A 21,886-nucleotide genomic window follows, 5' to 3' on the forward strand; every position below is an offset into this window, starting at 1 on the left:
GGACAAGATGTGCGCCAAGACGCTCTAAGGACGGCTGACGGCGCTGTCCTGGTCATTTCAGGGAGAGGAAATAGGATAATGGGCAGACGCGCATATGATAAACTTGCGAAAATTTGTGCATCTCTGAATACGTCCGAACAGGAACTGGCTTACGCGCTCGGCATATCGCGGGTCGCATTGAAGGCAATCGAACGTCCCGACGCCCCCCTTTATCTACGTCTGGCGCTCGCAGCACTGCTCTCGGACATGGACCCTGATGAAGTATTGAGTGCAACGCACTCGTCCACCCCAATCGACGTGCCTCTGCATCTCCTGTCCACGCGGTAGGCGCTCTGAACTTTCTTGTTTGAAGCATAATCTGATCGGCGCTCAATCCATTCTGGTCAGATTATGCGCTCGTCTAAGACCGAAGGCTTGAAGGTGTTGTTGTGACAAAAACATTCACCCTGCTTCTCTTGATTGGCTTTCTTATCTATCCGCAACTGGCGTCGGCGGCCTGCTCGCAGGCTGCCAGTGCTTCCGAACTCATGGCGCAGCGACAGCTCACGGCCTTGCGCGCCATGGAGAGGGGGCGTGGCTGCAAGGGGGATAGTGGCGGCGGATTATTCAATGCCTGCCGTGACCTGTCGGTGCGCATCGCAGAAGTGCAGCGACAGATTTCGGCGGGGCTCGCCTCTCGGGCCTGCTCCGACACATCGTCAGCCGCGCAGACCACCAGGCTTGATCGGCCCAAGGCGGCGACTGTAACCGCGAAAACAGATGGTCAGTCCGTGCCGTCCTGGGGCGGCAAGGGTGCGCTGACCTATTGCGTTCGCCTTTCGGACGGTTATCTGTTCCCCGCGCCGCATTCGCAGTTCGATAAGACGGGCAGCACCCCGGAAACACTCGCTCAGTGCCGGTTCATTTGCCAGGACCAAAATGTCGATCTTTATGTTTTGAGCGACCCGAATGGCGAAACGGCGGATATGATCTCCACCACCAGCGGCAAATCCTATGTCGATCTGCCGACAGCCTATAATTATCAAGGCGGCGGCGATTTCCAGAAATGCGACTGGGCGGGCTATGTCGCCAAGGTGAGCGAGCTGCGCGCCAGCAATCGATCCGTCAAGGCCATGCGAAATGTGGTCATGCCGATGCCGGACAATCGTCCCGCGCGCAATGCCGATACGGTCGATGCGGTCGCCACGGCAGCCTTTGCGCCATTGACGGACCGAGCGGTTCGCGTCGTCGGCCCGGCCTTCATCTTCGACGAGAGTTTGAAGAATTAGCCCATGGTAGGGGATGAACGAGCACAGGTTTCAGAGAACAGCTGCTTCCAGATCGGACGGATATGTCCGCTATAGGTGATGCACTCGGAGTAAAGCCCGCTTTGGACGCGGCTTTGTCCGATGGCTTCCCAATGTGGCGAGTAATCATTCTGCCAATCAAAATCTTGCGAAATGAGAGTTTCCTGATCGAAGGCTGTCGGGTCACACGCCAAAATTCTCTGCGCTTCTTCTGCCAAAGGCGTATATTTTTCGACGGCGCCAATTTTTCTGCTCCGCGCGCCTGAATCCAGCTGAAGCACGACTTCAGTTTTTCCTGCAACATTTGTGGTTGCCGCCGAACAAAGATGCCGAGCTGAAATTTGCGATACAGCAAGACGATGCTGAACCATTTTGCCGAATGCCCAGGCCATATCGTGCATCGGATTGTAGCCATCCAAAGCATCGGAAATAATCCGTACAGGCCGGTCCAGAGGAATGTCATCGAGAATTGTGTCGAGCATTGTTGTGAAGAGAGCGCTTTGGCAGCCCAATATCGCGCTGTACCATTCCTTGTCCGTTATTGTGCCGAAGACAGCACCGGGTAACCCGCCTGCGTTTTCAATAATAGCTCTGGAATAGTGGGTTCTGGATGATAGCTTGCCGCCTGATCCATCCGTCAATAAATATACCGTCGGCCGGTTAAGCTCTAACCAATGGTGAATTCTAAGTTCATGGCCCGGATGTGCCAGAATCAGGATGTTCAGTGTCGGTTGGGGCATGTGGCCTCTGCGTCGTATATACGATAATCCTTCGCACACTAACTATAAATTGCAAGGGCTTTCCAGAGTGCGCGTTCTTATCACAAATCTGTTCATCCACTCGAATTCGGGCACGGAAACTGTGTCTGCCTTGTTAGCAGATGGTTTGCGTCAGGCGGGCCATGACGTGGCGGTTTTTGCGCCCACGCTGGGCGGTCTTGCGCAAGGAATGCGCGCGAGAGGCCATAAAGTCCATGATCGTATTGCCGAAATCACTGAGAAGCCTGATGTTATTCATGCCCATCATTTGACGCCGACGCTGATCGCCATGGCGCGATTTCCCGATGTGCCTATCGTGTTTACGTGCCACAGCTCGTTTTTTGAGGTTGAGGCGCCGATGCTTCATCCGCAAATTCGTCAATGGGTGGCGGTTGATGAGGCGTGCCGGGCGAAAAGTCTATCACGCGGCGTTCCATCGGATCGTTTGAGCATCATTCACAACGCGGTGGATTTAAAACGCTTCAAGCCGCGACAGCCTCTCCCGGCAAAGCCCGTGCGGGGTCTGTTACTCACCAAAAACCGCGAACATCAGCAGGCGGTGCGACAAGCCTGTGAGATTATGAATGTCACGTTGGACGAGATGGGCCCCGCGACTGGTAAGATCTCTGGTGAAATCGAAAAAGATCTCGTGAATTACGACATCGTTTTTGCAACCGCGAGAATGGCAATCGAAGCGGCGGCAGTGGGCTGTAGCGTGATTATCTGTGACGCGAGGGGCTTTGCAGGTCGTCTTTCGACCGAGAATATGAAGCGCTGGCGGGATTGGAATTTGGGTGTTGGGCTCTTGTCCGAGCCAACAACGATTGAAAATGTGACGCGAGCCATATCCGAATATGGTGCAGATGACGCACACGGGGTGATGCTCTATATGCGATCAGTCGCTGGGCTTGATGCTTATATCGACGAATATGTGCGAATTTATCAGAAAGCCGTTGAAGACCATGCGCCGCTTAATACGTCAGAATGCCATCTGGCATCGGCGCATTGGATCGAAGAACTGGTCGTGACCAGCGAGAAAAGAAAATGGCATGCGATTGCCACTGAGTTGGGCCAGCATCAAGAGAACAATTATCAAGATGTTTTTCTGGCGCGCCTTGGTGATGTTGAAGCGGGCTTAAGAGATGTTCGCAGGGATGTTCAGGAAAGCTCTGTTTCCGTTGGAAACCGGCTTGATGCAACGAATGATCTGCTTGCTTCTATAAATGGATCGACGGCTGCAGTCGGACGTTTCACAGATCAGGCTAGAAATTTCTACCAAGCGCTCATCCCCACATCTGTCCGTAAAGTGCTTTACAGATGGCGGCAGCAGTAGTGTGTGACCAGATATTCGATTCAATCGGCTGGAAGGAGACGATGGTAGCGGAGGAGGGATTCGAACCCCCGACACAAGGATTATGATTCCTCTGCTCTAACCTACTGAGCTACTCCGCCACGCGTCGCTTTGCAGAATTTTTTATCATCACCGTTTCCGGTGGGACAAAGCATTGTTCCTGCAAGGAATGGCGGCGGTATATGTGGGGAATGAAAACCTGTCAAGCACTCTTCGTACAGGTTTCGTCTTGTTTTCCATCATTTGCACCGATAAGGAACTGTGCATAAGCAAAGGCATAGTTTCATGGCACCTCGTATTGCGGTTTTGGGTTGCGGCTATTGGGGCGGCAACCATATTCGTACCCTGAAGAGCCTCGGTGCCCTTCAGGCAGTCTCCGACGCCAATCCGGCAAATGCCGAACGATTCGCTTCCGAATTCGGCGTTCCCAATGTTCCGGTCGATGAATTGTTCACCCGTCCTGACGTCGACGCTATCGTTCTGGCCCTGCCTGCACAGTTCCACGCGCAATATGCGACCGAAGCTGTGAAGAACGGCAAGGACGTTCTCGTCGAAAAGCCCATTGCGCTCGATGTCGCATCGGCGGAAGCGGAAGTGAAAGCTGCGCGCGATAACGGCCGCATCTTCATGGTCGGGCACGTTCTGCGTTTCCATCCGGCTTTCGAGAAGCTTCTCGACATGGTCAAGAGCGGTGAGCTCGGCGAAATCCGCTATGTGCATTCGCATCGCGTCGGTCTCGGCAAGTTCCACGCACAGTTCGATGCGCTGTGGGATCTCGCGCCGCACGACCTGTCGATGATTCTCGCCATCACCGGCGAAGAGCCAAGCGCCATTCGCGGCGAAGGTACGGCCATCATCGATCATCTGAACGATTTCGCGCATGTGCACATGGAGTTTCCGAGCGGCATTCGCGGACATCTTTTTGCCTCACGGCTCAATGCATATCGCGAGCGTCGCCTCAGTGTGACCGGAACCAAGGGCATGGCCGTTTTCGATGATGGCGAACCGTGGGACCGCAAGCTTGCTCTCTACAAGCACGAAGTCTGGCGGGAAAATGATCAGTGGGCTTTCAAGTTCGTAGACCCGATCTATATACCGGTTGAGGAAGGCATGCCGCTGACCCGCGAGCTGCAGCATTTCATGCATTGCATCGAAACGCGCGAGACGCCGCGGACCGATGGCAAGGAAGCGATCGATGTTCTGCGGATTCTGACCGAAGGCTCCGTGAAGCATAACAAGTAAGATTGTCCGCAGACGGAGCTTCCGTTTCGTCAAGTGGTGTTACAGCATTCGCAAAACTTTGAACGCCCCGGCCATGGCAGGGCGGGGCGCAAGCGAATAAATAGGTGCCAAGGATTCGCACGTGGTTCGTGCGAGGCCAACTCTATGGAGCCAACATGCAGTTTATTGATCTTGGAGCGCAGCGCGCGCGTATCGAAGACCGTCTCAATGCCGCCATTTCCAAGGTTGTTGCGGAAGGCCGCTATATACTCGGGCCTGAAGTGGCAGAGTTGGAGAAAAAACTCGGTGAATATCTGGGCGTCGAACATGTGATCGCCTGCGCCAACGGCACCGACGCCCTGCAGATGCCTCTGATGGCACGCGGCATCGGTCCCGGCGATGCAGTTTTCGTTCCGTCCTTCACCTTCGCCGCGACGGCTGAAGTTGTGGCGCTTGTCGGGGCAGAGCCGGTTTTCGTCGATGTCGACGCGACCAGCTACAATATGAATGTCGAACAGCTTGAAGCCGCCGTTGCCGCTATCCGCAAGGAAGGCCGCCTGCAGCCGAAGGCAATCATTCCGGTCGATCTGTTCGGCCTTGCTGCCGACTATAACCGCATCACCGCGATTGCAGAGCGCGAAGGCCTGTTCATCATCGAAGACGCCGCGCAGTCCATCGGCGGCAAGCGCGACAACGTCATGTGCGGTGCTTTCGGTCATGTCGGTGCGACCAGCTTCTATCCGGCCAAGCCGCTTGGCTGCTATGGCGACGGCGGTGCAATGTTCACCAACGATGCCGAGCTTGCTGACACGCTGCGCTCCGTGCTGTTCCACGGCAAGGGCGAAACGCAATATGACAATGTTCGCATTGGCCTCAACTCGCGCCTCGACACGATCCAGGCCGCTGTTCTTCTGGAAAAGCTTGCAATCCTAGAAGACGAAATGGAAGCGCGCGACCGTATCGCGAAGCGTTACAACGAAGCGCTGAAGGATGTGGTTAAGGTTCCGGCCTTGCCTGCCGGTAACCGTTCCGCCTGGGCCCAATATTCCATCGAAAGCGAGAACCGCGACGGGCTGAAGGCGCATCTTCAGGCCGAGGGCGTGCCGTCGGTGATCTATTATGTGAAGCCGCTGCACCAGCAGACGGCGTATAAGCACTATCCGATTGCGCCGGGCGGTCTGCCGGTTTCGGAAGCCCTGCCATCGCGCATTCTGAGCCTGCCGATGCATCCGTATCTCTCGGAAGCCGATCAGGACAAGATCATCGGCGCCATCCGTGGTTTCCACGGCAAGAAGGCCTGATCTGGTCAGTTCAGTTGAAGAAAAACCCGGCGAAAGCCGGGTTTTTTATTTGCCCGATTTTTGCGGACGTTTTGCCAGGCTTCTTTCCACGCGTTTGGCGACGAAGCGGGCAATGGCTGGTCCGGCAAAAAGCACGACGAAGAAGCGGCTCGTCTGCATGGCGATGATAAAGGGCAGGTCGACATTGGTCGATGCGGCGATAATGGCAACCGTGTCCGCGCCGCCGGGGCTTGTTGCCAGATAAGCGGTCAAGGGATCGAGATCGAGCATGTGGCCAAGCGCCATGCCGAACAGGCCGCAGACGGCGATCAGGATCAGCGTGGAGGCCAGCACTGCAGGAAATGCCCGTGCCGCATGGGCAATGATCGCACGCGAGAAGCCAAGCCCGATGCGCCAGCCAATCAGCGTATAGCTGATCGCGAGCAGCCATGGCGGCAGGTCAATGGTCATGATGCCGGTATCTTGAAGAATCGCGCCCAGCACCAACGGCACCAGCATGGAGCCCGTGGGAATACGCGAGACCTGACCAAGCAGCGCACCAGCAATGACAAGAAGCAGCGTTGCGCCAAGGCTGGATGGGTTGAGCGGTGGAAACCAGTCCATTGCAGCGGGCGTTGCCATTTCCACGCCAGCACCCAGGCGGACGACGAGCGACGCAGTGGTCGCGACCAGCACGACACGCAGATATTGCATGAAGGCGACAAGCCGCGCGTCTGCGCCGAAGGATTCCGCCATCAGGGTCATCGCGGTGGCGGCACCGGGAGATGAGCCCCAGACGGCAGTTGTGCCTGGCAGGACGCGGAACCGCGCCAGCAGATAGCCAATCAGCGTGCTGGAAAACAGCACGAAGAGCATTGAGATCAGGATGATCGGCAAATGCCGCCCCATATTGGAGAAGAACTCAGGCGTTATCGCACGCGCAATCAAGAGGCCAACCACGGCTTGCGCAAGTGTCGAAAGCTGGCTGTGAACCCGCAAGCTGCTCTCGCCAGCCGCCATCAGAATGCCGCCGATCATGGCTCCCAACAGCAAGGCTGCGGGAAGATGCAGCATTTCCCCGGCAAAGATCAGGACAGCCGACATCACCAGAAGCAGGCCCCACTGGGCCGGCTTGGGCATCTTGCTCAAATTGAATTTGCTTGGGGCTGGTTTAAGCCCTGGGGGGGCGGATTTCTGCATTGCATGCCTTCCCTACATGCGGGTGCGGCGGGATGCAAACCAAGTTTTTATGTCGTTGGTGCCGATGGAGCGTGTTGGTTGTTATTTTCCGGCCCGACTTATGTACAGACGAAAAGACACTGCCCTTGCAAGAAGGGCAGTGTCTTGAAAATCGCAATCGTTTCGCCGTTGATCAGCCGATCATTGCGCGACGCTGATTGGCCGGGCGCTCGACGACTTCGCGTGGCGCCTTGCCACCGTCGCGCTCTTCCAGCGCTTCGGCCTTGGAAAGCTCGATCTCGGCGACGGCCAGTTCTGCTTCTGCCGCTTCCTTCTGCGACATCAGATCGCCGATCGAACCGAACAGGTTGTCACGCCGCTGGCGCGCAGCCTTGGCGAAGGTCGGATAGGCAAAATGATTGATGTCGGTGATGCCGGCTTTCTTTTCTTCCGACAAAATCTGGGCGTCGAGTTCTCCGGCCATTCGCTCGAACTCGCCGATCATCAGGTCAAGCTGGCCCAGTTGACGGCGCTTTTCCTTCACCTGGAACAGTTTCAGCCTGACTAGGCTTTCACGTGGCTTCATACGCAATACTCCTTGAACACCAACCAGCTTCCATGTGTTGGGGCGTTCCCCCCTGAGTCTAGAAAACGGTTCGATCCGGCTTATCGGATCGGCGCTCTAAACAAATTCATTCGAAGCATAGTCTTGCCGACCTTCGTTTCACGCGATCGGACCATGCTTTATTAACAAGTGTGAATAAGCAAAACGCGCCCGTTCACACCGCGAATCCCCCGCGAATCCAGCCCCAAAGAGGGAAAGCGTCGCGGCCGTTGTCGGAAATCACCCTTCGTAGCGAAACAAAAAGTTAAGATTTCACCCGTTTGGTAACCATTCCTTTACCGGCGAGGTTAATCATACGCGTTAGGACTTAAGGCTCGGTAAACCTAATGTGGTTTTTGAGCAACAGGTGAAACCTAGAGTCGGATGAATCGCTTAGCGAGAATTCTTAAAGTGATGCTTTAGAGTCATGGGAAAGTGAATCTCCTTATGATTCAGATTGCTACGAGAATTTTCTAAACAGGGCATAAATATGCTTGCCAACCAGAATCATATTTTGTTAACCATTTGCTGGCACCTTCATACAGAGGCAACGACGGTTCCGTGTGCCGCCTTGAGGGACATCTGGTCGGCTGCGGAAAGGGGATAAGAGATGCGCGTCCTTTTGATTGAAGACGACAGTGCTATCGCACAGAGCATTGAGCTGATGCTCAAGTCCGAGAGTTTCAATGTCTACACGACCGATCTGGGCGAGGAAGGCATCGATCTCGGCAAGCTTTATGACTACGACATCATCCTGCTGGATTTGAATCTGCCGGATATGTCTGGTTACGAAGTTCTTCGTACGTTGCGCCTTTCCAAGGTGAAGACGCCAATCCTGATCCTCTCCGGCATGGCCGGCATTGAGGACAAGGTTCGCGGCCTCGGCTTCGGCGCTGACGACTACATGACCAAGCCTTTCCACAAGGACGAGCTGATCGCGCGTATTCATGCGATCGTTCGTCGCTCGAAGGGCCATGCACAGTCGGTCATCACCACGGGTGATCTGATCGTCAATCTGGACGCAAAGACGGTGGAAGTTTCCGGCCAGCGCGTTCACCTGACGGGCAAGGAATACCAGATGCTCGAGCTTCTGAGCTTGCGCAAGGGTACGACGCTCACCAAGGAAATGTTCCTCAACCACCTTTATGGCGGTATGGACGAGCCGGAACTGAAGATCATCGACGTCTTCATCTGCAAACTGCGCAAGAAGCTTGATGCGGTTTCCGGTAGCCAGAGCTACATTGAAACCGTCTGGGGCCGCGGCTATGTGCTGCGCGAGCCGGATGCCGAACTGCGCGAAAGCGCCTGATCGGCCCGGACCTTCAGGTCACCAAATAAAAAGCTCCGCTTCGGCGGAGCTTTTTGCTTTTTGGCGGCTAGAAGATGAGGTCGTTTGACCGCGACACGCCGCCAAAGGTCGTGTCAGGCCAGGCGAGGGCGCTTCTGCGGCTCGGCGCTCATCAGGATAGCGAATTGCTCGGTGAGATAGGCGCGGTCGAAAGGCTTCAATATGTAGCCATCTGCGCCGGAGCGTTTGGCGCGCATGATGCGCGTGACGTCGAGTTCATAGAGACAAACGATAATACGCGGATGCTGGCCATCGGGCAGGGCGCGCAGTTCCGGGATGACTTCGAGGGCGGTCATGTCCGGCAGATCGAAATCGAGAAGAATGATATCCGGCATGCGCGATGCGCAACTATCAATCGCTTCATGTCCTGTGGAGACTTCGGCAAACTCCGCAATGGAATCGGATAGGATACGGCGCGCGACCTTGCGGATGACGGATGAATCGTCAACCAGCAAGCAATAACCGGCCATCGGTTCGTCTCCCATCACTTTCCCCCAGAGCGGCAACGAAGCTGCCGAAACATCTCACAGCGACACGATATTTGCCTGCTGTCTTGTCAGCAAGAGCGCGGGCGGACCCGCGCTCCAAATTCACTTACTCGGCGGAGAATACGATATCTTCTGCCGTCGCGTGAATGGAAATCGTCATGCCAGCTTCTTCGGCGAGCAACAGCGTATAATAAGGCTGCACGGAATGCGCGTCGATCGGCTCTTCCGGGGTGGCGCCGGAATGCAGCTCCAGGAACTTTGGCGGAACGCGCAGCATGCGGCCCTTGGCCGTGATGACGAAGCGCGGCTCGGTATCGCCGCCTTCCAGACGTACGGCAAGCGAGCCGCCGCGCGGGATCGCGCCATTGGCGATCAGCAGCATGTTGAGCAGCAGCTTCACCTTGTTCTTGGGCAGAAGCACGCGCGTGCCTTCCCAGGTCAGTTCCGGCTTCTCGTTCTTGAAATATTCGGTGGCGACGGTCTGCGCGTCACCCGTGTCGATCTGCACGCCTGCAGAACCGGCAGCACCGAAGGCAATGCGAGCAAACTGCAGACGGGCCGAGGCGTTGCGCGCGCTCGACTTGATCAGCGCCATTGCATCTTCATCTGCGCCGCCTTCTTCCAGCAGTTCAAGACCGTTATTGATCGCGCCAACCGGCGAGATGATGTCATGACAGATCCTGCTGCACAGAAGCGCACCGAGGTCGAGTGCGGAAAGGGTAACGGGTAGTGGCATGGCGCTTTCTCCGGAACGCGGATGGACCCGGCTCCGCGGCGCTTCGGCCGGACGGTCGCGTCCTGATCGGTTAACGAAACCGCCCGTAAAACCTGTTGTTTGACGCGCGGCATGAAGGTGGGCGAATCGCCCTGAATGTCGGTTTAACTGGATACACGCCACACTAGAAAGCCGCAACAAAGCTGTCTTTTGTGAGATCAGCTTGAGATCGTCTTATGAATGGAGGCAAGTTGATAAAGACGCGGGATTTTCGCCTTTGTAACGCCAATTTCCGCTCATAAAGGTTTGGACAATAAATTAGCGTTTACAATATGCGCGATTCGACGCGAAAGCCCGGAAGAGGCGGCGTCATGCTTTTAACAGGGCGTCAGACAGAGAAGCGGTAGCCAGAAGGAAACAAAAAAATGGCCATACCATCCCTGTCGCAAACCAGTTTCCGCAATGCGGCGTATTACATCGCGTTTCTTGCGGCACTGTTTGTCTCCATCCTCGCTCTGCCGCATCAGGCACGGGCGCAGAACACCTACACCGCCGAGGAAATCGTCGATTCCGGTCATCGGTTCTTCGGCTCGGCTTCGGGCGGACTTGCCAGCGCCGTCGAGAAAGCATTCCAGAGCTTCGGCCTACCGAACGGCTATGTTCTTGGTGAAGAAGGTTCAGGCGCGTTCATCGGCGGTCTGACCTATGGCGAAGGCACGCTTTATACGAAGAATGCCGGTGACCATAAGACTTACTGGCAGGGCCCTTCGCTCGGCTGGGATTTCGGCGGTCAGGGCTCGCGCGTCATGATGCTCGTCTATAATCTGGACGATATCCAGAACCTTTACGGCCGTTACGCGGGCGTTGCCGGTTCGGCTTATGTGGTCGCAGGCGTCGGGTTCAACGTGCTGAAGCGCGAAAACATCGTGCTCGTGCCGATCCGCACCGGCGTTGGCGCAAGGCTTGGCGTGAATATCGGCTATCTGAAGGTTTCCGCCGCTCCGACCTGGAACCCCTTCTAGGTCGTTGTGAATTTTGGCTGCGCGAAGGCTGTTCTGCACCCGGAATGTTTCGGTGCAAGAAAGCCTTTTGCGCATCCCAGACCTATGCGCTACCATCCCTGATGGTTCTGTTTGGCTGCAAAAAGCTCAACTTCGTGTGAAACCTTGATCCAGTCCGCACTTTTCTTCCTGCTTGGCGTTCTTGTGACGGTTTTCGTCCTGATCCTGCTCGGGCCGTCGGTCTGGCGGCGCGCTTTCTTTCTGGCGCGACGGCAGGTTCAGGCCGAACTGCCGATCACGCTCGCTGAAATCCGCGCCGACAAGGACGGATTGCGCGCTGAATTTGCCATGGCCATCAGAAAACTGGAGCAGCAATTGAAGCGGGAGCGCCAGAAGGCAGCCGAACAGGCGGTCGCGCTTGGGCGTCAATATGATGAGCTGAAGCGCATTCCACTGCTCGAGGAAAGCCAGTCCACCATCGAGAAGAAACTGGCAGAGCAGGATCAGGCGCTGCTGGAGGCCAAGTCTTCGCAGGGAACGGCCTCGGAAAAGTCCGAGATTCTGCAAGCGGAGCTTGAACGCATTCAAAGCCATTACACTGCGCTGGAAGGGCTTGCGGATACGCTGCGTATCGAGATAAGCGCTAATGAGGCTGAACGTGGCCGCTTGTCGAGCGAGATAACCGAAATGCGCCGTGACCGTAAGGAAGCAACTGCCCGCTATAACGAGCTTTCAACGCAGCTCACCTCGGCGCAGACTGAATTGAAGAGCGAGAAACGCCGAAACGGCGATTTGCAGCAGAAGCTGGAAAAGCTGATTTCCGAACTGTCCGATGCACAGGAAAAGCTGGAACGCTTTTCGCGGGGCGGTGCCGTCGCTGTTTCGCTGTCCGATCAGGATCAGGCGGAGATCACGCGACAGAATGCAGCGCTTCGCGAGGAAATGGCGGAGCTTGCTGCCCGGATGGTTGCTGCAACCGCTGAAAAGGAAGGGCCCGATTCGCCTATTCCCGGCATTCTGCAAGCTGCAGAGACGGTGGCAGGCGGAAAGAATGGCAAGGCCGTCTCCAAAAGCCTTGCAAGCCGCATTCAGGAATTGCCGAAAGGCTGATCGTTCGCCGATCCTATCACGCATGATTCGCGAAAACGCCGACCAGATAACACGGTCGGCGTTTCAGTTTCCTGCCGGCATTATCAGCCGTTGGTTATCACATCTGACCAATCGGGGTGACGCGTCGCCTGCGCATGCAAGAAGCTGCAGCGCGGAATGATTTTCCAGCCATTGCGGCGCGCATCGAGAATGGCGTTCTTGGCCAGCGCCTGTGCGGCGCCCTTGCCGCGCATGGACTCCGGCACGCGGGTATGATCGACGGAAATGAGCGAAGGCCCCAGCTTGGTGTAGGTCATTTCGGCTTCGCTGCCATCCAGCGACGCCACATAGCGTCCGCCATCGGAACTGCCTTCCTTGCGAATCTCGATATTTCCGCTCATGCCATCCTCCAGATTGAACACATACAGTCTTCAACATAGGAATGATTTGCGCAAACAAAAACCGGCCCAAAGGGCCGGTTTTCAATTTGTCAGATCAATGGGCTGAATCGTTCGAATGATTGAACGTCTGTTCAACCCGGCACGATCCATCAGTGCCGATATTGCTGAATTCTGGTCGTCCGGAGACCGGCGAGACCATGCTCATCGATCGAGGACTGCCAGCCAAGGAACTCTTCCACCGTCAATGTATAACGCTGGCATGCCTCCTCAAGGCTCAGAAGTCCGCCGCGAACAGCAGCGACAACTTCGGCCTTGCGGCGGATGACCCAGCGCCTTGTATTGGCGGGGGGAAGATCCGCAATGGTCAGCGGGCTGCCATCGGGACCAATTACATACTTTATACGCGGTCTTACCAGATCGGTCATTGTACTCTCTACACAACACTCAAGGACCTAATCGAGTGTGAGACTAGCGCCACAGCTTTAAAAATTACCTAAACTGCCGGTAACACTCTGGTAACACTTGAAAAATTTTCGAAGAAAAATGAAGGGCCCGACGATATTTCGGTGTTTTTGGGTGAATTTCACGGTGAAGTGTGCGGGGCAGGTCGCAATTCGACCAATGTTTATTCTGCGACACCTTGGCAAATTGCCGCAGTTTCGCCTATATAGGCCTTAGAAATCTGAATTTTGAGAAGCGGGGCGCATGCCCGGAAGCTGGAATCAATCATGAGCCTGAACAGCCTCGATCTGCCGGGAAAGCCGGAAGACACGCGCGTTGTCGTCGCCATGTCGGGCGGCGTCGATTCATCTGTTGTGGCCGGGATTCTCAAACGTGAAGGTTACGACGTCGTCGGCGTGACGCTGCAGCTTTATGATCATGGCGCAGCGGTTCATCGCGCCGGTTCCTGTTGTGCAGGACAGGATATTGAAGACGCCCGCCGCGTTTCGGAAAGCCTCGGCATTCCCCATTACGTTCTCGATTACGAAGCGCGTTTCCGCGAAGCCGTGATCGATCCGTTTGCGAATTCCTATGTCAGCGGTGAGACGCCGATCCCATGCGTCTCCTGCAACCAGACGGTTAAGTTCGCTGATCTTCTCCAGACTGCGCGCGATCTTGGTGCGGATGCTCTGGCAACGGGTCACTATATTCGCAGCCGCGCCAATGGTGCGCACCGCTCGCTCTATCGTCCGGTCGATACGGATCGTGACCAGAGCTATTTCCTTTTCGCGACCACGCAGGAGCAGATCGATTATCTGCGCTTCCCGCTTGGCCATCTGCCAAAGGCGCAGGTGCGTGAAATCGCTGAGGAAATGGGCCTGACGGTTGCCAAGAAGCAGGATAGCCAGGATATCTGCTTCGTGCCGCAGGGCAAATATTCCGACATTATCTCCCGGCTGAAGCCGGAAGCCGCCAATCCGGGCGATATCGTTCATATCGATGGTCGCACACTTGGCCGTCACGACGGCATCGTCCATTACACGGTCGGCCAGCGTCGCGGTATTGGTGTTGCCACTGGCGAGCCGCTTTACGTTGTGCATCTTGATGCAGCCAATGCGCGCGTCATCGTCGGCCCGCGTGAGGCGCTGGAAACACACAAGGTGTTCCTGCGCGATATCAACTGGCTGGGCGATGGCCCAATCGGCGATCTGCCAGAAGGCGGAATGGAAGTTTTCGCGAAGGTTCGCTCCACGCGTCCGCCGCGCCCTGCCGTTCTGCGTCATGGCGATGGCAAGACCTGGGTTGAACTGGTGGATGGCGAAAGCGGTATCGCTCCGGGACAGGCCTGCGTGCTTTATTCCGACGAGAGCAATACGGCACGCGTCTTCGGTGGCGGGTTTATCGGTCGTTCCGAACGCGAACCGCAGGCGGAAGAAATGCTGCGTCGTCTGGTGGCCGGTACTGCGAGTGCTTCGGCGGCCTGAGCCGGTTTGAAAGATCAAACGAAATGATAGGTGGGTGTTTCACACCCGCCTATTTTTTTGCCTGTGACAGCACCCAGTCCCGGAATGAGGCCACGATCGGGCGTTCCAGCGCCGTTGCCGGATAGACCAGATGATAGGCGAAGCCCTTGGCGACTTCCTGACAGAAGGGCGCGACCAGAACGCCGTCCTCCAGTTCACGCGCTACCAATGACCGGCGCACCAGCGCAAAGCCATGCCCGGCTTTCGCTGTTTCAATAGCGCCATTGCTGTCGAGAAAGATCGGCCCGTTCGATGCATCGATGGTGTCCAGACCTGCGGCCTCCAGCCATAGGCGCCAGTCATGCCGATGCTCGTCATGGAGCAGGGTGAAATTTTCAAGCACTGCGGGATCGCGATCTGCGCCCGTCAGCAGGGCAGGGCTGCACACCGGTGTCAGGTCATCATCGATCAACCGCTCGCTTTCCAGTCCGGGATAGATCCCGAAACCATGGCGTATTGCAACATCGATGCCGTCGCGTTCAAGGTCGACAATCCGGTTGGATGGGCTGATGCGCAGATCGACCTGCGGGTGAAGGGCTTCAAAAAGCGAGAGCCGAGGTGTCAGCCACTGGATGGCGAAGCCTGGCGTGCAACTGATCGTCAGTATGGGCAGTGTGCGGGTTTTGAGCTGTGCCGTTGCCTCGCGAATCGTGCGGAATGCCGTGCGCAAGGCCGCAAAATACTGTTCGCCGTCCGGTGTCAGGATGAGGCGGCGTGGCTTGCGCGTGAACAGCGAGATACCAAGCGACATTTCCAGCTCGCGCACCTGAAGGCTGACAGCGCCGGGCGTTACATTCAGTTCCTGCGCTGCCAATGTTACACTGCCGCGCCGGGCCGTGGCTTCAAACGCACGCAGTCCGTTGAGGGAGGGGAGCGGTGCATGCATGGTTTAGTTTTACTCACTCATCCTGCGAGAAACACTCGTTTGCCAAGCGTTGAATTTAGAAGCGATAAACGGGAAGTCAATCCGGCCCTGTTCGCCTAATCTGGCTTTGAGCAGAGCCTCATTATTGAGTTTCGGGAGTGCTGGCGATGGCAACGCAAAAGGTGATGGGCTGGAAAGAATGGGGCATGTTGCTTGTGCTTTCCGTGCTCTGGGGCGGGTCATTCTTCTTCAACGGCATTGCGGTTCGGGAACTGCCGCCATTCAGCATTGTCACGCTGCGCGTTGCTCTGGCGGCGTTGGCCCTGATGGTGCTGATCCGCCTCATGGGCCTGTCCATGCCGAAGGACCGGCGCATTTGGGTTGCCTTTTTCGGTATGGGTTTTCTCAACAATCTGCTGCCGTTTTGTCTCATCGTCTGGGGCCAGACGCAGATCGCCAGCGGGCTTGCTTCCATCCTCAATGCGACGACACCGCTGTTCGGCGTAATCGTTGCGCATTTCCTTACCGCGGACGAAAAGATCACCCGCAACAAGATCGTGGGGGTCATGATCGGCTTCTGCGGTGTGGCGATCATGATCGGGCCAGACGCCATCGGCGGACTTGGCCATAATCTCTGGCCACAGCTTGCTGTTCTCTGCGCAGCGCTCTCCTATGCTTTTGCCGGTATTTTCGGACGCCGTTTCAAGGCGATGGGCGTCGCCCCGCTGATTACGGCCACCGGTCAGGTGACGGCAACGACCGTCATGCTCATTCCGGTTGCCCTGATCGTGGATCATCCGTGGACGCTGGCCGCGCCAAGCGCCGCCACCTGGGGCGCGCTGGTCGGCATCGCGCTGCTCTCAACTGCGCTTGCCTATGTGCTCTTCTTTCGCATCCTCTCGACGGCGGGCGCTGTCAATCTGATGCTGGTGACGTTTCTCATCCCGGTCAGCGCGATCCTGCTCGGCGTGCTTTTTCTGGGCGAGATCCTGCAAGCCAAGCATTTTATCGGCATGGCGATGATCGCAGCCGGGTTGGCGGCCATTGACGGGCGGCTGATCACTGCGCTTTTACCGTCGGCTAGGAGCACATCCCGAAAAGTTTGAAACGGTTTTCGGACAAGATGTGCGTAAAAACGAATAGTTAAAGCGCGAGGTCTATTGAAACCGACTGAAGCGCGACAGGGCGATACCGGACGCAGTGGCGACATTCAGGCTGTCGAATTCTTTCGACATCGGAATGCGTGCCGTCTGCAGCTTCTCCAGCAGCCGTTGTGGCAGCCCTTCGCCTTCCGTACCAAGCAACAGCGCCTGACGATCATGCCCTGTTGCCTGATAGATGCTGGTTTCCGATGAAGGGCTGAGCGCCAGCACGTTGAAGTTTGCATCCTGCAAGGCGGCGAGAGTCTCGTCGATGCGACCGCCGTGGAAATAGGGGACTTTCAGCGTCGCGCCGACAGAAACGCGAATGGCCTTGCGATAAAGCGGATCGCAGCAGGTTTCATCCATCAGCACGCAATCGGCCTCGAAGGCAGCAGCGTTGCGGAAGATGGATCCGACATTGTCATGATTGGATATGCCGCACAGCACGGTGACGAGCGACTGTTGCGGAAGGGCGGCCAGCAAGTCAGCCAATTCCGGCTGGGGTTTGCGGCGTCCGACGGCGAGAATGCCGCGATGCACATGAAAACCCGCAACGGCATCCATAACGGCTTGCGGCACGTAATAAACCGGGGTGCCTGCGGGGATCTGCGCCAGCTGTTCTGTCAGCCCTTCGAGCCGATTTTCCAGCACGAGCAACGATTCTGTCTCAAAGCGGGCAGTGGAAGAGAACAGGACAGTGATGACGACTTTGCCTTCCGCGATGAAACGCTTCTGGCGTCCAACGAGGTCTTTCTCGCGAATGTCACGATAAGGGGAAAGGCGTTCGTCGTCCGGATCGTCTATGCGATGGAGACAGCCGTGCAAATGATCTTCTGATTTCATTGCACGGCTGTAACCTCATGCTTAAGCGATGGCTAGTACCGGCTGTTCCTGCCGGCGCGGTGTCGGACTCATATAGAGACTTGAGAGCGTCGACAACATCAACTCGATATGCGGTGACGAAACCATATAGTAGATGGTCTGAGCATCGCGTCGGGTCGAAACGAGGTCGAGAGCCCGCAATTTGGCCAGATGCTGGGACAAGGCCGACTGACTGAGGTCAATTGCCTTGGCGAGCGCGCCGACCGACATTTCATTGTGTAGCAGCTTGCATAAAATCAATAGTCGCTTGTTGTTTGCGAGTGCTGAAAGAAAATCTGCTGCCTGATCTGCGTTTGATGTTAAATCACAAAAAGTATGTTCTTGGTTCATTTGCTGTCATACCCCCGTAAGACCGCTGGTAGTTTCAAATGACGGTCCCTTTTTGGAACACGCAAGTCAAATTTAAAGGCTGCCATTTCGTTTGAAAAGGCCTTGCTTAAATTCGCAGGGGTTTAAATCGCGCAAATTTGTCCCAAAAAGAAAGTGAATTTGTTTCAGTGGGGCAAGGCGGTCATTTTTGACAGCTCGTCGCGTATTTCCGAGGGGCTGGAACAGCGCCGCGAAAAGGAGAGTCGCACGATCTCATTGCCGACCGCAACGTCGATACCGTCGGGGTCTATTCCTGCCACCTTCAATGGCCTTGCGGCTGCACCGGTCACCGCAGTGATACGGGCTACAATCGCATCTTCTCCATTTTCTGTGACACTATCAAGAAAGTCCTGTTCGTTGGGAGCCATACTTTCGGCTATGTCAGCGGGACAGATGAGGTCATCCGATGTGAGATTGAAGGCCTTGCCGAAGCCGCCGTTCAGACTTGCGCCAGCGACATGCAGCCGGAAAAACGCGAAGTCGCCGAGGTCGACATAAAGTGCGCCCTTGGGATTGTGGTTCAGGTAACGTCGGCGAATGCGCGGATAATCCTCCGCTGTCCGCTCGATCTTGGCGGCGTCGCAGTGAAGCGTGATGCGGGGATGGGCAAGCGGATCGCCCTTGCCGGGTTCGCCAAGCAATAGTGAGCAGGCCGGATTAGCGAGCAGACCCGGCGTATGGGCCGCCAGTCCCGAAACCAGAATGAGCGGTGTGCCGTCCGTGTCGGTGGCAGTGGCGACGCGACTTGCCAGCGGACGATGGGTTTTCGCATCCAGCACGGCAAGGGCGCCATAGCGCGCCGTGCGCATCAATGTCTTCGCCAGCTGAATGGCTTCCGGCGTTGTCGGCCTGATAGGAGAATCAATCTTGTCTCTGGTCTCGGTCATCGGGCCACCGTAAATATGAGTATAGTAATCCAGTTATTAGCCGAGTCTTTAGCGATTAAACAGAGGGATGTCGCTCATATTGCCCGCAATTCCGGCGATTCCAGCGGCGCTATGCGACACCTGCATGACCCCATGCGAAAATTCACGCAAATAATATTATGATTTGACCGCGCTTAGCGCAATTTTCCGCAATATGGCGTTCTGAAGAAATTAAAATCTAAAAATATGGGTGGTAAACGCATAAGAACGTGAACTGGTTCTAACAATTGCGCTTGCAAAGTAGGGAACCAAGCGTTTCGATAGGCCAGGCTGCGGGCAATGGGGCGCGCGCGGCAGACTTTTCCGTGGAGGCGGACAATAAAATGAAAATGTACAAAACACTCCTGGCTGCAACCGCGCTGGTGGCTCTCATGAGCGGTGCTGCATCTGCTAAGACACTCGTTTACTGCTCGCCGGCTTCGCCTGAAGGCTTCGATCCGGCTGCCTATACGGGCGGGGATACGTTCGATGCTTCGTCGCGCACGGCTTATGACCGTCTCGTCGAGTTCAAGCATGGCGAAACCACGATTGAACCAGGTCTCGCCGAGAGCTGGGAAGTTTCGAAGGACGGTCTCGAATACACCTTCCACCTGCGTAAGGGTGTGAAGTTCCAGACGACCGACTTTTTCACGCCGACGCGCGAATTCAACGCCGACGACGTGATCTTCTCGTTCGAGCGTCAGGCCAAGAAGGACAATCCCTGGCACGAATATACTGCCGGTGTTTCCTACGAATATTTCGACAGCATGGAATTCCCGACGCTGATCAAGGAGATCAAGCGCGTGGACGACCATACCGTCACCTTCGTGCTGAGCCGTCCGGAAGCTCCGTTCCTCGCCGATCTGGCCATGGATTTCGCATCCATCCTGTCGAAAGAATATGCTGACAAGCTTCAGGCCGACAAGAAGATGGACGATCTCAACCAGTTCCCGCTCGGAACCGGCCCGTTCACTTTCGTTGCCTACCAGAAGGACGCTGTGATCCGCTACAAGGCTAACCCGGACTACTGGGGCGGCAAGGAAAAGATCGACGATCTCGTTTTCGCGATCACGACCGATCCTGCTGTGCGCGCGCAGAAGCTAAAGGCTGGCGAATGCCACATCATGTCCTATCCGGCTCCGGCGGACATTGAAGGCCTGAAGGCCGATTCGAACCTCAAGGTTGACGAACAGCCTGGTCTGAACGTTGCCTATCTTGCCTACAACACGCTGGTCGCTCCGTTCGACAAGCCGGAAGTACGCAAGGCGCTGAACCAGGCCATCAACAAGAAGGCCATTGTCGACGCCGTGTTCCAGGGTTCGGGCGAAGTTGCCAAGAATCCGATCCCGCCGACAATGTGGGGCTATAACAACGACGTCAAGGACGACGAGTATAACCCGGAAGAAGCCAAGAAGGCGCTCGAAGCTGCTGGCGTCAAGGACCTGAAGATGAAGGTCTGGGCAATGCCGGTCAGCCGTCCGTACATGCCGAATGCCCGCCGCGTTGCCGAACTGATCCAGTCGGACTTCGCAAAGGTTGGCGTTGGCGTGGACATCGTTTCGATGGAATGGGGTGAATACCTCAAGAAGTCGTCCGACAAGGACCGTGACGGTGCGGCCATCATGGGCTGGACCGGTGACAATGGCGATCCGGACAACTTCCTCGGCGTTCTGCTCGGCTGCTCGGGCGTTGGCAACAACAACCGTGCCCAGTGGTGCTACAAGCCGTTTGAAGATCTGATCCAGAAGGCCAAGATCACTGCCGATCAAGGCGAACGCGCCAAGCTCTATGAGCAGGCGCAGGTCATCTTCAAGGAGCAGGCTCCTTGGGCAACTCTCGACCACTCGACCGTCTTCATGCCGATGTCCTCCAAGGTCTCCGGTTACAAGATGGACCCAGTGGGTATCCATCGCTTCACCGGCGTCGATATCGCAGAGTAATTCGTCTCAACACCAGCGGCCGGGAGCGGGGGGATAAACCCTCCGCTCCCGGTCGGAGTTTATTCTATGTTCCGTTTTTTTCTGAATAAGTTGGCCTATCTGGTGCCGACTTTCATCGGGATCACCATCGTCGCCTTCGGTTTCGTGCGCGTGCTGCCGGGCGATCCGGTGCTGTTGATGGCCGGTGAACGTGGTGTCAGTCCCGAGCGTCATGCTGCGCTTATGGCGCAGTTCGGTTTCGACCGTCCGATCTGGCAGCAATATCTCGACTATGTCTGGAACCTGTTGCATGGCGATTTCGGCCTTTCGATCGTCACCAAGAAGCCCGTCCTGACCGAGTTCTTTTCGCTCTTCCCGGCCACCGTGGAATTGAGCGTCTGCGCAATCATTCTGGCCGTATTGATCGGTATTCCGGCGGGCGTCGTGGCAGCCGTCAAGCGCGGGTCGTGGTTCGACCAGTCGCTGATGGGTGTCGCCCTTGTCGGTTATTCCATGCCGATCTTCTGGTGGGGTCTGCTCCTCATCATTTTCTTCTCGAATTATCTGCAGCTGACCCCGGTATCGGGCCGTATTTCGCTGCTGTTCTTCTTTCCGCCCGTCACCGGCTTCATGCTGATCGACAGTCTGTTGTCGGGGCAGAAAGGTGCTTTTGCATCGGCTGCCTCGCATCTTGTTCTGCCAACCATCGTGCTGGCCACCATTCCGCTTGCAGTCATTGCGCGCCAGACCCGTTCGGCGATGCTGGAAGTGCTGGGTGAGGATTATGTGCGTACGGCGCGCGCCAAGGGCCTGCCGACCCGTCGGGTTGTAGGACTGCATGCGCTGCGCAATGCCCTCATTCCGGTGATCACGACCATCGGTCTGCAGGTTGGCGTGCTTCTCGCAGGCGCAATCCTGACGGAAACGATCTTTTCCTGGCCGGGCATCGGCAAATGGATGCTCGATTCGATCTCTCGCCGCGACTATCCGGTCGTGCAAGGCGGACTTCTGCTGATTGCAGGGTTGGTCATGGCAGTCAATCTGATTGTCGATCTGCTCTACGGTCTGGTCAATCCGCGTATCCGGCACAGGTGAGGTTCCAATGAGCAATGTAACAAA

At 56.3% G+C, this 21,886-nt stretch carries 23 protein-coding genes and 1 tRNA gene; 12 read left to right on the forward strand and 12 right to left on the reverse strand.

From position 1 onward, the window contains the following. Positions 1-78 precede the first annotated feature (78 nt). Positions 79-327, forward strand: coding sequence for a hypothetical protein (locus tag FHW03_RS12365; RefSeq protein WP_182520918.1), 249 nt, complete (start codon positions 79-81; stop codon positions 325-327). A 101-nt stretch (positions 328-428) separates the two neighbouring features. Beyond that, positions 429-1,268: a DUF2865 domain-containing protein gene (locus tag FHW03_RS12370; RefSeq protein ID WP_182520919.1), complete on the forward strand. Its 840-nt coding sequence runs from the start codon at positions 429-431 to the stop codon at positions 1,266-1,268. Here the strand turns inward: FHW03_RS12370 and FHW03_RS12375 are convergent. Beyond that, positions 1,265-2,026, reverse strand: coding sequence for a hypothetical protein (locus FHW03_RS12375; protein WP_182520920.1), 762 nt, complete (start codon positions 2,024-2,026; stop codon positions 1,265-1,267). The genes FHW03_RS12370 and FHW03_RS12375 overlap by 4 nt on opposite strands. A gap of 67 nt (positions 2,027-2,093) precedes the next feature. On the opposite strand from FHW03_RS12375, the gene FHW03_RS12380 reads away from it, so the two are divergent. Then, positions 2,094-3,377, forward strand: coding sequence for a glycosyltransferase family 4 protein (locus FHW03_RS12380; protein ID WP_182520921.1), 1,284 nt, complete (start codon positions 2,094-2,096; stop codon positions 3,375-3,377). Positions 3,378-3,419: 42 nt separating this feature from the next. Here the strand turns inward: FHW03_RS12380 and FHW03_RS12385 are convergent. Then, positions 3,420-3,496: transfer RNA gene (locus tag FHW03_RS12385), tRNA-Met, on the reverse strand. A gap of 184 nt (positions 3,497-3,680) precedes the next feature. Between FHW03_RS12385 and FHW03_RS12390 the strand changes: the two genes are divergently transcribed. Both FHW03_RS12390 and FHW03_RS12395 read left to right on the forward strand, forming a co-directional pair. Further along, positions 3,681-4,637, forward strand: coding sequence for a Gfo/Idh/MocA family protein (locus FHW03_RS12390; protein WP_182520922.1), 957 nt, complete (start codon positions 3,681-3,683; stop codon positions 4,635-4,637). A 155-nt stretch (positions 4,638-4,792) separates the two neighbouring features. Then, positions 4,793-5,917, forward strand: coding sequence for a DegT/DnrJ/EryC1/StrS aminotransferase family protein (locus FHW03_RS12395; protein ID WP_182520923.1), 1,125 nt, complete (start codon positions 4,793-4,795; stop codon positions 5,915-5,917). 45 nt (positions 5,918-5,962) lie between these two features. Here FHW03_RS12395 and FHW03_RS12400 read toward each other — a convergent pair whose 3' ends face one another. Both FHW03_RS12400 and FHW03_RS12405 read right to left on the reverse strand, forming a co-directional pair. Next, the gene (locus tag FHW03_RS12400) at positions 5,963-7,036 is read right to left on the reverse strand and encodes an AbrB family transcriptional regulator (RefSeq protein ID WP_377514827.1); all 1,074 of its coding nucleotides are present in this window, start codon (positions 7,034-7,036) and stop codon (positions 5,963-5,965) included. A 232-nt stretch (positions 7,037-7,268) separates the two neighbouring features. Continuing rightward, on the reverse strand, positions 7,269-7,661 hold the full coding sequence (locus FHW03_RS12405) for a flagellar export protein FliJ (protein ID WP_078338800.1): 393 nt from the start codon (positions 7,659-7,661) through the stop codon (positions 7,269-7,271). Positions 7,662-8,289: 628 nt separating this feature from the next. Between FHW03_RS12405 and ctrA the strand changes: the two genes are divergently transcribed. Further along, positions 8,290-8,988 carry a response regulator transcription factor CtrA gene (ctrA, locus tag FHW03_RS12410; protein WP_078338799.1) on the forward strand — a complete coding sequence of 233 codons (699 nt, stop codon included), beginning with the start codon at positions 8,290-8,292 and terminating at the stop codon, positions 8,986-8,988. A 113-nt stretch (positions 8,989-9,101) separates the two neighbouring features. Here the strand turns inward: ctrA and FHW03_RS12415 are convergent, their stop codons facing one another. Both FHW03_RS12415 and chpT read right to left on the reverse strand, forming a co-directional pair. Next, positions 9,102-9,512: a response regulator gene (locus FHW03_RS12415; protein ID WP_182520925.1), complete on the reverse strand. Its 411-nt coding sequence runs from the start codon at positions 9,510-9,512 to the stop codon at positions 9,102-9,104. 109 nt (positions 9,513-9,621) lie between these two features. Beyond that, entirely contained in the window at positions 9,622-10,251 is a 630-nt protein-coding gene (gene chpT, locus FHW03_RS12420) for a histidine phosphotransferase ChpT (protein ID WP_182520926.1), read from the reverse strand. Positions 10,252-10,655: 404 nt separating this feature from the next. Between chpT and FHW03_RS12425 the strand changes: the two genes are divergently transcribed. Then, the gene (locus tag FHW03_RS12425) at positions 10,656-11,252 is read left to right on the forward strand and encodes a DUF1134 domain-containing protein (RefSeq protein WP_078338797.1); all 597 of its coding nucleotides are present in this window, start codon (positions 10,656-10,658) and stop codon (positions 11,250-11,252) included. Between the two features lie 168 nt (positions 11,253-11,420). Further along, positions 11,421-12,341, forward strand: a complete 921-nt coding sequence (locus tag FHW03_RS12430; RefSeq protein WP_182521181.1) for a hypothetical protein — start codon at positions 11,421-11,423, stop codon at positions 12,339-12,341. Between the two features lie 83 nt (positions 12,342-12,424). Here FHW03_RS12430 and FHW03_RS12435 read toward each other — a convergent pair whose 3' ends face one another. Continuing rightward, complete coding sequence (locus tag FHW03_RS12435) at positions 12,425-12,721, reverse strand: GNAT family N-acetyltransferase (RefSeq protein WP_182520927.1); 297 nt, start codon at positions 12,719-12,721, stop codon at positions 12,425-12,427. Positions 12,722-12,870: 149 nt separating this feature from the next. Next, positions 12,871-13,146, reverse strand: coding sequence for a DUF1153 domain-containing protein (locus FHW03_RS12440; protein WP_010659559.1), 276 nt, complete (start codon positions 13,144-13,146; stop codon positions 12,871-12,873). A gap of 303 nt (positions 13,147-13,449) precedes the next feature. Here FHW03_RS12440 and mnmA point away from each other — a divergent pair, with 303 nt between their 5' ends. Further along, positions 13,450-14,646: a tRNA 2-thiouridine(34) synthase MnmA gene (gene mnmA, locus FHW03_RS12445; protein WP_182520928.1), complete on the forward strand. Its 1,197-nt coding sequence runs from the start codon at positions 13,450-13,452 to the stop codon at positions 14,644-14,646. A gap of 49 nt (positions 14,647-14,695) precedes the next feature. Here the strand turns inward: mnmA and gcvA are convergent, their stop codons facing one another. Next, positions 14,696-15,571, reverse strand: coding sequence for a transcriptional regulator GcvA (gene gcvA, locus FHW03_RS12450; RefSeq protein WP_182520929.1), 876 nt, complete (start codon positions 15,569-15,571; stop codon positions 14,696-14,698). A 146-nt stretch (positions 15,572-15,717) separates the two neighbouring features. Between gcvA and FHW03_RS12455 the strand changes: the two genes are divergently transcribed. After that, positions 15,718-16,656 (forward strand): DMT family transporter, encoded by a 939-nt coding sequence (locus FHW03_RS12455; protein WP_182520930.1) that lies wholly within the window; start codon positions 15,718-15,720, stop codon positions 16,654-16,656. A gap of 51 nt (positions 16,657-16,707) precedes the next feature. Here the strand turns inward: FHW03_RS12455 and FHW03_RS12460 are convergent, their stop codons facing one another. From FHW03_RS12460 to FHW03_RS12470, 3 genes are all read right to left on the reverse strand, one after another. Then, a complete protein-coding gene (locus tag FHW03_RS12460) occupies positions 16,708-17,535 on the reverse strand; it encodes an RNA methyltransferase (RefSeq protein WP_182520931.1) in 828 nt (275 codons plus the stop codon). A gap of 21 nt (positions 17,536-17,556) precedes the next feature. After that, a complete protein-coding gene (locus FHW03_RS12465) occupies positions 17,557-17,904 on the reverse strand; it encodes a helix-turn-helix transcriptional regulator (protein WP_182520932.1) in 348 nt (115 codons plus the stop codon). 164 nt (positions 17,905-18,068) lie between these two features. Continuing rightward, positions 18,069-18,830 carry a DUF2470 domain-containing protein gene (locus FHW03_RS12470; RefSeq protein WP_182520933.1) on the reverse strand — a complete coding sequence of 254 codons (762 nt, stop codon included), beginning with the start codon at positions 18,828-18,830 and terminating at the stop codon, positions 18,069-18,071. Between the two features lie 362 nt (positions 18,831-19,192). Between FHW03_RS12470 and FHW03_RS12475 the strand changes: the two genes are divergently transcribed. Beyond that, positions 19,193-20,788, forward strand: a complete 1,596-nt coding sequence (locus tag FHW03_RS12475) for an ABC transporter substrate-binding protein (protein WP_182520934.1) — start codon at positions 19,193-19,195, stop codon at positions 20,786-20,788. 66 nt (positions 20,789-20,854) lie between these two features. Next, positions 20,855-21,862, forward strand: a complete 1,008-nt coding sequence (locus FHW03_RS12480; protein ID WP_182520935.1) for an ABC transporter permease subunit — start codon at positions 20,855-20,857, stop codon at positions 21,860-21,862. The last annotated feature ends 24 nt before the right edge of the window (positions 21,863-21,886 follow it).

The sequence above is a fragment of the Ochrobactrum sp. RH2CCR150 genome (genome assembly GCA_014138095.1).
Classification (GTDB): domain Bacteria; phylum Pseudomonadota; class Alphaproteobacteria; order Rhizobiales; family Rhizobiaceae; genus Brucella; species Brucella gambitense.